Source organism: Sneathiella chungangensis (assembly GCF_009882935.1).
Lineage (GTDB): Bacteria > Pseudomonadota > Alphaproteobacteria > Sneathiellales > Sneathiellaceae > Sneathiella > Sneathiella chungangensis.
This window is the reverse complement of the sequence record NZ_WTVA01000006.1, coordinates 1-223: the sequence shown is the minus strand read 5'-3', so window position 1 is coordinate 223 and position 223 is coordinate 1. Positions and strand designations below refer to the sequence as shown.

The following is a 223-nucleotide window of genomic DNA, read 5'->3' as shown; positions in this document are numbered from 1 at the left end:
GTACCCTTTCAGGACGTATCCGTGGTCGACAAAGTGGCCTGTTCGGCGAACATCTGATTGTATATTGCGAAAATGATCAGCAGTGACGGCACGGCAATGAAACCGCCCAACGGTCCCCAAAGCCAGATCCAGAAGACGATGGCAAGGAATACAATGAATGGGTTCAGAGTAATTCGCCGCCCGATCACCAGCGGTGTTACAATTTGAGCTTCCAAGAAGTTTA

At 49.8% G+C, this 223-nt stretch carries 1 protein-coding gene; it reads right to left on the bottom strand.

Going from position 1 to position 223, the window contains the following annotated elements:
- Positions 1–8 precede the first annotated feature (8 nt).
- Positions 9–223 (bottom strand): AI-2E family transporter (locus tag GQF03_RS11525; protein WP_161339449.1); only part of this gene is annotated, 215 nt, incomplete at its 5' end.